General features: G+C 42.4%; 12 protein-coding genes. 11 read left to right on the forward strand and 1 reads right to left on the reverse strand.

The annotated features are described in order from the left end of the window. The 6 genes from ABZB17_RS02550 to ABZB17_RS02575 form a co-directional block, all read left to right on the forward strand. The coding region (locus tag ABZB17_RS02550) for a sulfatase-like hydrolase/transferase (protein ID WP_372647949.1) at window positions 1-759 on the forward strand (759 nt) is incomplete at its 5' end. A gap of 87 nt (window positions 760-846) precedes the next feature. Beyond that, complete coding sequence (locus ABZB17_RS02555; protein WP_372647950.1) at window positions 847-2,247, forward strand: sulfatase; 1,401 nt, start codon at window positions 847-849, stop codon at window positions 2,245-2,247. Between the two features lie 89 nt (window positions 2,248-2,336). Then, window positions 2,337-3,848, forward strand: coding sequence for a sulfatase (locus ABZB17_RS02560; RefSeq protein ID WP_372647951.1), 1,512 nt, complete (start codon window positions 2,337-2,339; stop codon window positions 3,846-3,848). Between the two features lie 23 nt (window positions 3,849-3,871). Continuing rightward, window positions 3,872-5,311 carry a sulfatase-like hydrolase/transferase gene (locus tag ABZB17_RS02565; protein WP_372647952.1) on the forward strand — a complete coding sequence of 480 codons (1,440 nt, stop codon included), beginning with the start codon at window positions 3,872-3,874 and terminating at the stop codon, window positions 5,309-5,311. Then, entirely contained in the window at window positions 5,311-6,384 is a 1,074-nt protein-coding gene (locus tag ABZB17_RS02570; RefSeq protein ID WP_372647953.1) for a family 43 glycosylhydrolase, read from the forward strand. The genes ABZB17_RS02565 and ABZB17_RS02570 overlap by 1 nt, the downstream gene beginning before the upstream one ends. A 16-nt stretch (window positions 6,385-6,400) precedes the next feature. Continuing rightward, on the forward strand, window positions 6,401-7,951 hold the full coding sequence (locus ABZB17_RS02575) for an arylsulfatase (RefSeq protein ID WP_372647954.1): 1,551 nt from the start codon (window positions 6,401-6,403) through the stop codon (window positions 7,949-7,951). A gap of 111 nt (window positions 7,952-8,062) precedes the next feature. On the opposite strand, the gene ABZB17_RS02580 is transcribed toward ABZB17_RS02575, so the two are convergent. After that, entirely contained in the window at window positions 8,063-9,073 is a 1,011-nt protein-coding gene (locus tag ABZB17_RS02580) for a LacI family DNA-binding transcriptional regulator (protein ID WP_372647955.1), read from the reverse strand. A 182-nt stretch (window positions 9,074-9,255) separates the two neighbouring features. On the opposite strand from ABZB17_RS02580, the gene ABZB17_RS02585 reads away from it, so the two are divergent. From ABZB17_RS02585 to ABZB17_RS02605, 5 genes are all read left to right on the forward strand, one after another. Continuing rightward, entirely contained in the window at window positions 9,256-9,648 is a 393-nt protein-coding gene (locus ABZB17_RS02585; protein WP_372647956.1) for an L-rhamnose mutarotase, read from the forward strand. Beyond that, entirely contained in the window at window positions 9,649-10,692 is a 1,044-nt protein-coding gene (locus ABZB17_RS02590; RefSeq protein ID WP_372647957.1) for an aldo/keto reductase, read from the forward strand. It begins immediately after the preceding gene. Window positions 10,693-10,703: 11 nt separating this feature from the next. Next, complete coding sequence (locus ABZB17_RS02595) at window positions 10,704-11,531, forward strand: amidohydrolase (RefSeq protein WP_372647958.1); 828 nt, start codon at window positions 10,704-10,706, stop codon at window positions 11,529-11,531. A gap of 111 nt (window positions 11,532-11,642) precedes the next feature. Next, complete coding sequence (locus ABZB17_RS02600) at window positions 11,643-12,659, forward strand: zinc-binding alcohol dehydrogenase family protein (protein WP_372647959.1); 1,017 nt, start codon at window positions 11,643-11,645, stop codon at window positions 12,657-12,659. Window positions 12,660-12,816: 157 nt separating this feature from the next. Then, window positions 12,817-12,999, forward strand: a complete 183-nt coding sequence (locus ABZB17_RS02605; RefSeq protein WP_372647960.1) for a hypothetical protein — start codon at window positions 12,817-12,819, stop codon at window positions 12,997-12,999. The last annotated feature ends 63 nt before the right edge of the window (window positions 13,000-13,062 follow it).

Here is a 13,062-nt window from a genome sequence, read left to right on the forward strand (position 1 = left end):
ATTTATTCGGCAATGATCGATCAGATGGATCAGAACATTGGTAAACTGGTTGACTACCTTAAAAAAGAGGATGAATTGGATAATACGCTGATCATTTTCCTGAATGACAACGGAGCATGTGCCGAAGGTGGAGAACTGGGCGGCGGGCCTGCAGAGCAGCTCGAAACCAAAGAGGGTTATTTCCTGACCTATGGCGGCGCTTGGGCCAATGCTTCGAACACTCCCTACCGCGAATACAAACACTGGGTGCACGAAGGCGGTATCGGAACACCTTTTATTGTGCATTACCCCAACCTTATTCCTAAAGAAAAACAAGGACAACTTGTTTCAGAGTATGGCTTTTTGCCCGATCTGATGGCCACTTTTGTTGATGTTGCACAAACGAGTTACCCGACAGAATACAATGGAAACGAGATTGTTCCGGCGGCCGGTAAAAGTTTGGTTCCGCTTTTCGAAGGAGAGAACAAACGCATTCATACCGAACCTATTTTCTGGGAACACGAAGGAAACAAAGCCGTTCGTTTGGGTAAGTACAAGCTGGTTTCGAAATGGAACAACAAACGCGAAACCGAGTGGGAATTGTACGATATGGAAACCGACCGGACCGAGATGAACGATTTAGCCCAAAGTATGCCCGACAAGGTTGCCGAAATGGATAAAATGTACAGCGATTGGGCCACAAAAAATAATGTGCTGCCCTGGAATGAGATAAGGAAAATGTATCGCGAAAAAAGAAATAATGAAAAGAATGAGAAATAGGATATTTGTAAAGCTATATATCCTACCGCTTGTTTTTACCAATAACGATGGAGAACTGATTATCCACGCAAAAGTTTGAAGAATAGGATGAATAAAAAATATTTCATAAAGACAATTCTAACTGCTTTTTTTGCCATGTACGGATTTGCTTCATACGCAGCGGATAATGATATGCGAAAACCAAATATCATCATTATACTTGCTGATGATTTAGGTTATGCTGATGTTGGTTTTCACGGGAGCGATATTAAAACACCACATATAGATCGTATTGCAAGCGAAGGTGTGGTGCTTGAGCAGTATTACGCCTGCCCTATGTGTTCGCCAACAAGGGCCGGATTAATGACTGGCCGTTACCCCATTCGTTTCGGATTGATGCGCGCGGTTGTTCCACCTCAACGTGTGTTTGGTATGCCACCAGAGGAAACAACCATTGCCGAAATGCTGAGTGAAGCAGGGTACAAATACCGCGGTATAACCGGAAAGTGGCACCTTGGTCACCAGGAAAAGAGATGGACACCGGCAAACCAGGGCTTTACGTTTTTTGAAGGATGCCACAACGGTGCAGTCGATTATTTTACACAAGACAGAAATGGAGAACGGGATTGGCAGGAATTGACCAAACCTTCGCAAAAGACTGGTTATACAACCGACTTAATTGGCAATGCCGCCATCGAATTTATTCAATCGGTTCCAAAGGATGAACCTTTCTTTTTGTATGTTCCATTTACGGCTCCTCATTCGCCGTTTCAAGCCAAAGATGAGGATTTGAAAAAATATCCAAATCGGCAAGGAGAAAAGAAAACTTATGCCGCCATGGTTGATTGTATGGATCAGAATATTGGCAGAATATTGGCCAGTGTGGAAGATCGCGGACAGTTGGATAATACCTTCATTTTGTTTTGCAGCGATAACGGTGGCGTTAAAAAGGTGGCCGATAATTCACCGCATCGTGGTTCAAAACTTACGGTTTACGAAGGAGGAATAAATGTTGTTGCCGCAGCCCGGTGGCCGGCCGGAAATATTTCGGGTGGAAAAATAATTGAAGAGAGAGTTGGATACATTGATGTATTTCCAACAATTGCCGGTATCGCTGGTTGCAATCAATTACCGGCTGATCTCGACGGAATAGATATGATAAAGGCACTACAAGGTGAGAAATTGCCGGATCGCACCTGGTTCACCTATCTCGACCAAGGCGGGGAGAAAGTGGAGCAGTTTGCTTTAAATACCGACGAGTGGAAGTTAATATGGCGACGTAATGCAGCTGATAGTTCGAGAGAACAAGAAAAAACCGAGCTGTACCGGATAGGTGAGGATGGAGGTGAAGTCGTTAATGTAAATACGGAACAAGAGGCAGTTGTTGAAAAGCTAAAAATGGAAATCGGTAATATTTATAAGTTAAAATCGAAAAATCAGATACCGAGATACGATGAAAAAGAAAAACTTAGCGGTCCGGTTTTGCCAAACTGGTTTCCGGAAAATTAAAACGCAGGACTTAGAAGATTAGGAAAGAGGAAAAACAGTAAAGAGCAGATAGCTAAAAACAAAAATTTTTGTATAAACAGTATTACGATATGAAAAATCGAATTTATTTTATCATTGCACTGGTGTTGTTGGTAAGCAACGTAAAATACACCTTTGCACAGAAATCAGAAAAACCCAATGTATTATTGATTTTGGTCGACGACCTGAAACCCAACCTGGGGGTTTATGGCGATGAAACCGCAAAGAGTCCGAATATCGATCGACTGGCTTCAAAAGGAATGACTTTTAAAAATGCTTATTGTAACCAGGCAGTTTGTATGGCATCGCGCTATAACTTATTACTTGGAGCCCGCTCAACCAGTACCGGAATATTCAATTTTGGTACACAGTTTCGCGAAGTATACCCCGATGCAGTTACTCTTCCTCAGTATTTTATGAATGCAGGTTACCACGTTGAATCGATGGGTAAGGTATTTCATATCGGGCACGGAAACGATAACGACGAAGCATCGTGGAGTATTCCACACCACAAAGAAAAAGTAATCGAATACCTGGTTCCTGAAAGCACCAACAGAGAGCTAACACGTGAAGAGGCTTATTTCCAGAACTCGGCAATGTTTATCGAAGATCTTCCTAAAAACTGGAAATTACCAAGAGGTGCAGCCTGGGAAAGCCCTGATGTACTGGATGAAGCATACGCCGATGGACGTGTGGCCACTCACGCTATCAACCGCTTGCGAAAGCTGAGCAAAAATCCTGATCAGCCGTTTTTTATGGCCGTTGGATTTGCCCGTCCGCACCTGCCATTCTGTGCTCCGAAAAAATACTGGGATATGTATGATCCCAACGAACTACCTATGCCGGTTAACGAAGAACAACCTAAAGATGCACCTGAATGTGCCTTAAAACGAAGGGGCGAAATTGTTCAGTTTTTCCCGATTCCTGAACAGGAAACAGGGATTTATGATGACGACTTAAAGCGAAAGCTGATTCACGGTTATTATGCCAGTATGAGTTACATGGATGCTCAGCTGGGGCGCGTAATTGAAGAGTTGGAACGTCTGGACCTGGACGAAAACACCATCATTGTGTTATGGGGCGACCATGGCTGGCACCTGGGCGATCACGGTACATGGACAAAACATACAAACTTTGAGCAAGCAACCCGAATTCCTATTGTTTATGTAGCACCGGGTGTAACAACTCCGGGTACAAAAACCGACCAGTTAACTGAAACTGTTGATATATACACAACTCTGGCTGACCTTGCTGGTCTTGGAAAACCGGATGTCCCACAACCAATTGACGGAACCAGTTTGGTACCTGTTTTAAAAGATGGTACAAAACGAGTGAAAGATCATGCCTATCATGCTTTTAACAAAGGGGGCTATATGGGTGAAGCCATACGCACAGAGCAGTACCGTATGGTGCGCTGGACACCAATGAGAGATGCGAACAAAGAAGTTTTGTATGAGTTGTACGACTACGTAAACGATCCGCATGAAACTCAAAACTGGGCAGCGCAAAAGCCTGAAAAGGTTGCTGAACTGGAACAGTTGTTAAACAGTCACCCAAAGGCAAAAACAAGACCTAAAAAGTAGAGTTAAATTAATCATCGAAAAATATGAATCGACTAATAATTTTTCTATCAATAATTTTATCGTTTTGCGGTACGAAGACCTTTGCCAGCAATGGTGTTCAGCAAAACAACGATAAAAAAACAAACATCCTTTTTGTCTTTATCGACGATATGGGATTTGCCGATTTAGGATGTTATGGACGGGAAGATGTTCATACGCCAAATATCGATCGTTTGGCCAGCGAAGGAATTCTGTTCACTCAGTTTTATGTGAACTCGCCCATTTGTTCTCCATCGCGAACAGCGGTTACAACAGGGCAATATCCGGCTCGTTGGGGAATAACTTCATACATCGACAGTCGTAACGCAAATGCAAACCGGGGAATGAAAAATTACCTCGATTTGTCGGCTCCGTCTGTTGCCCGGAATATTCAGGCTGCAGGCTATTACACCGCACACATTGGCAAATGGCACATGGGCGGCGGACGTGATGTTGGAGAGGCACCGTTAATTACGGAGTACGGTTTTGACGAATCGGTAACACAGTTCGAAGGTTTGGGCGAGCGTTTTCTGGCTACTTACGAAACGCTTAATCTTCCTGACAGTACACGCGGACTGGAAAAACAATCGGCCCGGCTGGGAAGGGGAGAAGTACATTGGGCAAAACGCGAGAACTTTACCCAGATTTTTGTAGATCGAACCATTGATGCTATAGAAAATGCACAAAAAGCGAACAAGCCTTTTTACATTAATCTTTGGCCCGATGATATACACACGCCACTTGAGCCGCCAAAAGAATTACGTGGCGATCTTTCAATGAAAGCGCGGTTTTTAGGCGTGATGCAAGAGATGGACGAACACATGGGCCGACTTTTTGATTACATTCGAAATAATCCGCAACTCCGGGATAATACGCTGATAATTTTTACCAGCGATAATGGTCCCGACAAAGCAGTAAACACAGCAGGACCATTTCGTGGCTATAAAACAGTGCTTTACGAAGGTGGATTCCGCGAACCGTTTATCAGCTGGTGGCCGGGTGAAATTTCAGAGAAGAAAGCGGGAACAAAAAACACTAAAACGGTAATGGCAGCAATCGATCTTCCTTTGGTATTTATGGAAATTGCGGGTGCCACTCCGGATGAAAATGTAACATACGACGGCGAATTGATGCTGGACGCCATTTCTGGAAAAAAACAACAAAAAAGATCAAAACCGATTTTTTGGATCCGTCCTCCCGATCGCCCCGGTTATGAGGGAACCCGAGCACCGGATTTGGCTGTTCGTAAAGGTGATTACAAGTTGCTGATGAATTTCGACGGATCAAATGTTCAGCTGTATAATCTTGAGAAGGACATGGGCGAAACACAAAACTTAAAAGATAAAGAACCCGCTAAAGCTGCCGAGTTAAAAAAAGATCTGGAAGAATGGTTTAATAACTATCCTTTAGATATTGATTTAACGAAGTACTCCTTTAAAAAATAATGATTAAAACCTTTAGATTCCTGGTTTTACTGCTTGCTTCATTTTGCTTTGTTGCATGTGCGTACAACAATAACAAAAAGCAAAATGAGGTTCCGGCGCCGCTTTTTGTCGATCCGAATTATCAGGGATCCTGCGATCCGGAGATCGTTTGGAACGGTTACGAACAGCAGTGGTACATTTATTATACAGCCCGTCGTCCGATGTTGGAAAATACCTGGCTGCAAACACCGATTGGAGTGGCAGTTTCAAAAGATATGGTAAACTGGGAATTTAAGGGTTATTGCAAGTTTGACGGCGTTGGAGGCGAAAAAGATGCATCGTCAACATTTTGGGCACCTGCAATTATTCCGGCCAACGATACTTTGCACATGTTTGTTGCCTGGAAACCCAACACCGTCCCAACACAGGGAGCCTGGGGCGGGCAGGGTTGGATTGTACATTACAAAACACCTCTTAATAATCCTGTTGAAGGCTGGCAAAAGGTAAGTGCTTTGCATAGCGATAATCTGAATGCTATCGATGCTACGGTTTATCGGAGTAAAAATCTGTATCACGTTTGGTTTAAGGGAAAAGAAAAGGGAGCAAAGAAAAATGAACTCTATCATTTAACTACATCGGATTTTACAAACTGGGAAGAAGCCGGTTTTTCAAAAAGCGATGTTTTTAATGCTGAAGCTACCGGCTCAAATTTCGAGGAAGCGCCTTATATTTTCCAGTGGAAGGGGAAGTACTGGTTGATTACCGATCCGCATAACGGGTTTTTCGTATACAATTCCACCGATGCCGAAAACTGGAAATTTCAGGGAACAATACTTAAAGATGGAGGTACGCGAAATTTGGATAATTCGATGGCCCGGCATTGCAGCGTTGCGGTAAAAGACGACCGCGCATTTATTTTTTATCAAGTGGAGCCCTGGCGCCGTTACGATCTGGAAAAGAAAAAAGGTGATGAACGCGTGAGAATCTTTGACCAGCCGCTCAAAAACCGTGAAAGTGTACTTCAAATGGCAGAGCTGGAAATTCGAAACAATAAATTATATTGCGATAGAAATAGAACGTTCGAACTTAACTAGTATAAACCTATAACTGATGAACAAATTAAACCTTTACCTTTTTCTTCTACTTCTACTCGGTGTGTTCAGCTCCTGTTCAACAGGTAAAACGAACAAGGAGACAAACTCCGATAAGCCAAACATTGTTATCATTTACCTCGATGACTTAGGTTATGGTGATGTTGGTGCCTACGGAGCCACAGAAATTCAAACACCAAATATCGATCGATTGGCAAACAACGGAGTAATGTTTACCGATGGACACGCGTCTTCGGCAACCTGCACTCCAAGCCGTTATGCCTTGCTTACCGGCGTTTATCCGTGGCGAAATAAGGATGCCAAGATTTTACCTGGAACGGCACCGCTGATTATTGATACCACACAGGTAACCATTCCTAAAATGTTAAAAGAACAGGGGTATTATACAGGGGTTGTTGGCAAATGGCACCTCGGTTTAGGTAGTGGTCATGTGAATTGGAACGAACACGTTTCACCGGGGCCAAATGAGATTGGTTTTGACTATTCGTACATTATGGCAGCTACGCAGGATCGGGTGCCAACCGTTTATCTGGAAGATGGTTTGATAGACGGGCTTGATCCGGATGATCCGATTGAAATTGATTATGAAAATAATTTCGAGGGTGAACCAACCGGTAAAGACAATCCTGAATTGCTGACCATGAAATGGGATCACGGGCATAACAATTCAATCGTTAACGGTATTCCGCGAATTGGTTTTATGAAAGGCGGAGAAAAAGCAAAATGGAGCGATGTGGATATGGCCGATCACTTTCTTGCAAAAGCGCAGAACTACGTTAAGCAGCACAAAAACAAGCCTTTCTTTTTGTATTATGCCTTGCAACAACCTCATGTTCCGCGTACACCAAATCCACGATTTGTTGGCAGTACCGATCTGGGTCCGCGTGGCGATGTAATTGTTGAAGCCGACTGGTGTATTGGTGAATTTTTAAAGATACTGGAAGAAGAAGGAATTCTTGAAAATACACTGATCATTTTATCAAGCGATAATGGCCCGGTACTTAACGATGGCTATTACGATGATGCTGTTGAACGAATTGGCAACCACGATCAAAACGGAGGACTACGAGGTGGAAAATACAGTTTGTTTGAAGCCGGTACCCGAGTTCCGTTTATTACTTATTGGAAAGGACAGATAGAGCCTAAAAAATCGGATGCGCTAATCAGCCAGATTGATATTCTTGCATCAGTTGCTAAGTTAACAGGCGCAGAAGTGAATACTTCTGATAGCAAAGAGCTGTTGAATGTGTTACTGGGGAAATCTGAAGAAGGACGCGAACAACTGGTTCTGGAGGCATCAACACGAACCGCCTTGCGCAAAGACAACTGGTTAATGATTCCGCCATACAAAGGTCCCGCAGTTGCCGCCCAGGTTAATATCGAGTTGGGAAATTCTCCGGAGTTTCAACTTTACGATCTGAATGATGATATAGGTCAGCAGAAGAATGTGGCTAAAAGTAATCCTGACAAGTTGAATGAAATGATTGGCGATTACAAAGAAATTGTTGGAGACATGAATTCAGAAGTGGAGGCATTGGAATTAAAATAGGAGAGGGTATAAATCTCTGCAATTTTGTATCGAATTCAAATGGTAAAAAAGCAACAATCTTATTACAGGTTGTTGCTTTTTTAGTGTCCGGAAATGAGTTTAGTGGTAGTTTTACGATTTGTTTGATGACTCCCGTTCAATAAGTTGTGTTTTTACAATCCGCGTTTCTGTCTGAGATCCAGTTAACCTTTTGAAAAAAAGTTGAGCAATCTGTTGGCCCATCTCAAAAGTAGGATGGGTTACCGAAGTTAATGCCGGGGTTACAACAACCGAGTGGAATTCATCGGTAAAACCAACAACTCCAATATCGTCCGGGATTTTTAATCCAGCTTCTTTAATTACTTTCATTAAGCCAAACGCAACGGTGTCGTTAATACCATAAACGGCATCCGGGGGATTGGGCAACTGAAGAAGCCTGTTCATTGCCTTTTTTGCCGATTCAAAAGTCAGATCACAGTTTTCTACCAGATTCTTATCCGGTGTCAAACCACAGGCCTTTATTCCTTCCTGATAGCCGTCCATTCTTTCTTTGGAAATACTCAGGTTCTCCGGTCCTGAAACATAGGCGATTCTCCGGTAACCTTTTGAATAAAAATGCTCTACAATCTTCTGCGATGCATCAGCATTATCAGCTACTACTGCCGGAATTGTATCGCTGAGGCAAATCCGGTCGAACATTACCAGCGGAATATCCCGGTTAACCAGCTTTTCAAAATGATCCGTGGTAGTAGTTTCCCTGCTCATACAAACTATCAATCCTTCAACTCTGGCTTTCAACAGGTTTTCAATCGATTCCTTTTCTTTGATAATACTCTCATTCGAACTGGCAATAACAGCAAAGTACCCATTCTCTTTTGCAACACTTTCAATTCCTGAAATAATGGAAGCATAAAAATGAGTAACCAAATCAGGAACAACAATGCCGATCATTCGTGTTTCTTGTTTTAATAAACCCATTGCCAGCGGGTTAGGGGTGTAGTTTCTTTCTATCGCCAGTTTCTTGACTTTTTCTTTCATATCCCTGCTTATGTCAGGATGATCTTTTAAGGCTCTTGAAACCGTTGAAATTGAAATATTCAGTTCCCGTGCAAGATCTTTTAACGATATATGTCGGTTTCCCATTATTGCTGAGTTAAATGATAAAAACGCTCTCTTTTTGTCAAAATTAAAAACTTCGCGGTTATGTTTTAGAACATTTAATTATTAATGCAAAGCTTTGCGGAAAGCTTTGCGCTAAAATGCCCGTATTTTGTGTTTTTACTATACGATAAATTATTCGAAATTTACACTAAATCAAACGACTTATGAAGTACAAAAGATATTGCAAAACAATGATGCTGAAGGATGATCCGCAGCTAATTGAAGAATACAAAAAGGTGCACGCCAAAGGAAACACCTGGCCCGAAATTTCGCTGGGTATGAAAGAGGTGGGAATCATAGATATGGAGATATACCTGCTCAACAACCGCTTGTTCATGATTATGGATACCACACCTGATTTCGACCACAACAAGGCTATGACTGAGTTGGCCGGAAAACCCCGGCAGGCCGAGTGGGAAGCTTTTGTGTCGCGTTTTCAGGTGAGTAGTGAGAAAGCTACGGCTAATGATAAGTGGCAGTTAATGGACCGGATTTATGAACTGGACCAAAAGAATGAATATGAGGCCATTGACGGGCAGCTTAAAGAAATTGATTAAATGAGTACAACGCGATTATTAGGAAAAACGGGAATAACATGCCCTCAAATTATTTACGGAACCAGTTATTTAGGAAATCTTTACCGTGAACTGTCAGAAGATGAAAAGCTAAACCTTATGCAGGAATGGTTTAACGTGGCAGATGGTATGGTAATGATCGACAGTGCCGGAAAATATGGTGCCGGGCTTGCATTGGAAGTTATCGGACAGGGGCTGGAAAAACTCGGTGTCGAGCCCTCACAAATTACAATCAGTAATAAACTGGGGTGGTATCGTGTGCTGCTAACAAGTGCTGAGCCTACATTCGAGCCGGGAGCCTGGGCAAACCTGGAATATGATGCCGTTCAGAAGATCAGTTACAACGGAATTTTGGACTGCTGGCAACAGGGATGTGAGTTGTTGGGCGGAAAATTCAATCCAGAGATTGTTTCAGTACACGACCCCGATGAATATTTAATGGCTGCAACCGACTCCGAAGACCGGCAAAAACGCAAGGACGATATTTTGGGGGCTTACAAAGCTTTATTCGAACTCAAGGAGAAAGGCGAAGTAAAAGCGGTTGGAATTGGCTCAAAAGATTGGCTGGTAATAAAAGAGTTGTACGAAGAGGTGAAATTCGACTGGGTAATGTTTGCCAATAAATTTACCATTTATCATCATCCAAAGGCAATTGTCGATTTTATGGTTCAGCTTGAAAAGGATGGCGTGGGTATAATTAACTCGGCAATATTTAACGCAGGTTTTTTAACCGGAGGCGAATATTTTGATTACCGGCTTGTCGATCCGAAAGATCCTGCCGACCACCAGTTATTTGTCTGGCGCGAAAAGTTTTTTGCCATTTGCCAAAAATACAATATTGCTCCCGGTGATGCTTGTTTAAAGTTTGCACTCTCGGCCCCTCAGATAGCTGCTGTTGCGTTAAACCCGAGTAAACCGCACCGTATGGCACACAATAAAACGCTTCTGAATCAGGAGTTTCCTGAAGCATTTTGGGCTGAGCTAAAAAGTGAACAAATTATAGACGCTGAATATCCCTATTTATAAAACAGAAGCTTATGATTATTGATACACATCATCATTTGTGGAACTACAATCCGGTTGAATTTGATTGGATTGATGATGAAATGGCGACCATCAGAAAGTCTTTTTTGCCTGCCGATTTGCAAGCTACGCTGGCTGACACCGGAGTTGAAGGTGTTGTAACCGTGCAGGCACGTCAATCGCTGGAAGAAACCAACTGGCTTTTAAAGCTGGCTTCCGAAAACGACTTTATGAAAGGAGTTGTTGGCTGGGTGCCGTTGGCTGATGCAAATATTCATCAGGTTTTAGAAGCGTATAAAAGTAACCAGTGGCTAAAAGGTGTCCGGCATGTTGTTCAGGGAGAGCCTGATCCTGAATTCATTTTAGGGAGGGATTTTAATAAGGGAATTTCACTATTAAAAAACTTCAACCTGGTTTACGATATTCTGATTTTTGAACACCAGCTACCCAATACCATACGTTTTGTTGATCAGCATCCCGGGCAGCAGTTTGTGGTCGATCATATTGCCAAACCAAAAATCAAAATAAACGAGCTGGCTCCCTGGGCAAAAAATATACAAGAGCTGGCGAAGCGCGAAAATGTTTCGTGTAAAATAAGCGGGATGGTTACTGAGGCCGACTACAAATTATGGACAGAGGAACAACTCAAACCTTATTTTGATGTGGTCCTTGACGCTTTTGGTCATTCGCGTTTGCTATTTGGTTCCGACTGGCCGGTGTGTCTGGTGGCTGCAAGCTATTCAAACTGGCTGGATTTAGTTAAAAAAACGATTTCGAAGTTTACGAAAGAGGAACAGGACTTGATCCTGTATAAAAATGCACAAAGTATTTACAATATTTAATTTCAGTAAAAACAGATGAAACGACCATGAGAAAATCTTTTACTCAAACGCGAATGACTCTAATCATGGGAGTTCCATCTGTTACCTTAAAGAATAAACAATTATAAACAGATGAAAGCAATAGAAATAAAAACTCCTGGTGATGTAAAGATTGTAGAACGGGAAATGCCGCAGATGGGAAATGGAGATGTTCTTCTTAAAATTAAATACGTTGGATTTTGCGGCTCCGATTTAAGTACATATCTCGGGAAAAATCCAATGGTACAGTATCCGCGTATTCCGGGGCACGAGATATCGGCAGTCATCGAAAAAACCGGAGATGAAGTGCCCGAAGGATTTCAGAAAGGACAAAATGTAACGGTTGTTCCTTACACCAATTGCGGGCAATGTACCTCGTGTAAACAAAAACGTTTTAATGCCTGCCGTTACAACGAAACACTGGGCGTTCAGCGCGATGGTGCAATGGCTGAATATATTGTTGTTCCGTGGCAGAAAGTACTAAAAGATGAGGCCTTGTCGGATGTGCAGCTGGCTTTGGTAGAGCCGCTAACCGTTGGATTTTATGCCATCGATAACGGAAAAGTGACGGACATTGATACTGTGGTGGTATTTGGTTGTGGAATGATTGGAAGTGGTGCTATTGTTCGTGCAAAATTGCGCGGTGCAACCGTAATTGCTGTAGATATTGACGATGTGAAACTTAATATAGCACAACAATTGGGTGCCGATTTTTTAATTAATTCGAAAGATAAGGATGTCCATAAAGAGCTTCAGAAAATTACAAACGGAGATGGTCCACACGTAGTTATTGAAGCGGCAGGAAACCCGGTTACATACCGGGCTGCCATTGAAGAAGTTGCTTTTGCAGGCCGGGTAGTTTGTATTGGTTATGCCGGCACCGAGGTAGCGTTTTCAACCAAGCTTTGGGTACAGAAAGAACTGGAAATAATGGGATCGCGTAATGCAAATCCATCCGATTTTGAAGCTGTAATAAAGTACCTGAAAAGCAGTAAGATTGATGAAAACATTTTGATTTCGAAAACAGTAAGCCCGGAAGAAGCACCCGTGGCTATGAAAGAATGGTCGGAAGCCCCCGGAAAAATAATGAAGATACTGGTGCAATTCTAAACGAATGATAAGCATGCTAGCACATATTGAACCTGTTTCTTTTAGCATTTTCGCAGCATGTTAATCAAATGGATTAATTGATTAATGAGCAGGAAAAGGGGCTAAGTTCCGTGGGGTATGATAGTGCACCCGTTATGATGTTTGCACCGAAGAGGATTTGAAAAAGGCACAACATTCCTATGAATTGCCTCAACGCGATTTTATTAATCTGAATATCGACCTGAATATTCATGGAGTAGGGGGAAACGATTCGTGGGGAGCCCGGACAATGGATAAATACACCATTGATGGAAATCAAGCGTATAAATACGGCTTTATTCTGGAATATGATGCTGAATAAACAACTGCCTGACATTTAACAATTGAAATCTCTCTAATAGACTTAGAAAGATTTCAATTGTTA

The sequence above is a fragment of the Draconibacterium sp. genome, from assembly GCF_041583095.1.
Taxonomy (GTDB): Bacteria; Bacteroidota; Bacteroidia; order Bacteroidales; family Prolixibacteraceae; genus Draconibacterium.